The organism is Endozoicomonas sp. ALC013 (assembly GCF_049310205.1).
Taxonomy (GTDB): Bacteria; Pseudomonadota; Gammaproteobacteria; order Pseudomonadales; family Endozoicomonadaceae; genus Endozoicomonas.
The window spans coordinates 1-1,658 of sequence record NZ_JBLYNS010000359.1 but is presented as its reverse complement, the minus strand read 5'-3'; the positions used below and the strand labels follow the sequence as shown (position 1 = coordinate 1,658).

Here is a 1,658-nt window from a genome sequence, read left to right as displayed (position 1 = left end):
TGACACAAGATCGGGTAATGATTACAACCAACCGAATAACCCTGCCCCTTCTTCAGGGCGTGGGCGATATAGACATGCCACAGTCAGACAATGGAATCATCCCCCCCGCACTGCACCGGATCGCAATGAATGTTACCATTCTTCTGGCACACGCTCTTCTCAACATCTACAGCGCCGCTCGGTAAACCCTGCTGAAGATTTTAACGCCCTCATCAAACAGGAAATAATGGATGATCTGGTGAGAAGATCGGATCGCTTCGGTCATCGCTATGATGGGAGAGATCACAGTCGATATGCCAGTTCAATTAAAAAATACACGTCAGCTGCAAAAAGATCGTTAAACCGGGCGGAACAAAGCCAGCTGATAAGTATGCTGCAAAACTTTACCCCAACACGGAGTTGGAATTGGCGAAGCCTGACGACCACACTTCATTCATTGACTTCAGCGGGTACTTTCATCCCTTATAAACCCATGCATGAGCGTGCTCAGTCGACTCAAGCGGCCTTATTGTCAACTTTGCTTGATGCCATAATATTTACCTGCAACCAAAAACCTGAAGCCAGGGATATTGATGCCCAGGGAATCGCCAACCTGCTTTGGGCCATGGCGAAACTGGTGCACAGCGGGCAGAAGCAGACACCGGAGTTCAAAGTGGCCATGACCGCCCTGCTGCCCCACGTAAACCTACAGAAAGACCAATTCAACGCCCAGGGTATCGCCAACCTGCTGTGGGCCATGGCAAAACTGGTGGGCAACGGGGAGTGGACACCAGAGCTTAAAGAAGCTGTGGCCGCCCTGTTGCCCCGCGTGAACGCACAGAAAGACCAACTTACTGACCAGGGCATTACCAATCTGCTGTGGGCCATTACGAAACTGGTGGACAACAGGCTTGAGCAAACACCAGGACTCAACGAGGCCCTGACCGCCCTGTTGCCCCTCGTGAACACACAGAAAAACCAACTTAGTGCCCGGGACATTGCCAACCTGTTGTGGGCCATGGTGAAACTGCTGGAAAACGGGCTGGAGCGGACACCCGGACTCAACGAGGCCGTGGCCGCCCTGTTGCCCCTCGTGAACGCACAGAAAAACCGACTTAATGCCCGGGACATTGCCAACCTGTTGTGGGCCATGGCAAAACTGGTGGAAAATACGAGGCAGCAGACACCAGGGCTCAATGAGACCGTGGCCGTCCTGTTGCCTCTCGTGAACGCGCAGAAAGACCAATTTATTCCTCAGCATATCGCCAACCTGCTGTGGGCCATGGCGAAACTGGTGGAAAATACGAAGCAGCAGACACCAGGGTTCAACGAGACCGTGGCCGCCCTGTTGTCTCTCGTGGACGCGCAGAAAGACCAATTTATTCCTCAGCATATCTCCAATCTGCTGTGGGCCATGGCGAAACTGGTTGAAAACGGGCTGAAGCGGACACCACGGCTCAACGATGCCCTGGTCGCACTTTTGCCCCGGGTGATCGCACAGAAAGACCAATTTAATGTCCAGGATATCACCAATCTGCTGTGGGCCATGGCGAAACTGGTGGACAACGAGCAAAAGTGGACACCAGGACTCAAAGATGCCGTGGCCGCGCTGCTGCCCCAGGTGAAAGCACAGAAAAACCAATTTCATGCCCAGGTTATCGCCAACCTGCTGTGGACCA

General features: G+C 53.3%; 1 protein-coding gene. It reads left to right on the top strand.

The window, feature by feature from the left end; genetic code table 11:
* The coding region (locus tag ACO6V1_RS23830) for a DUF1601 domain-containing protein (protein ID WP_422469062.1) at positions 1-1,658 on the top strand (1,658 nt) is incomplete at both ends.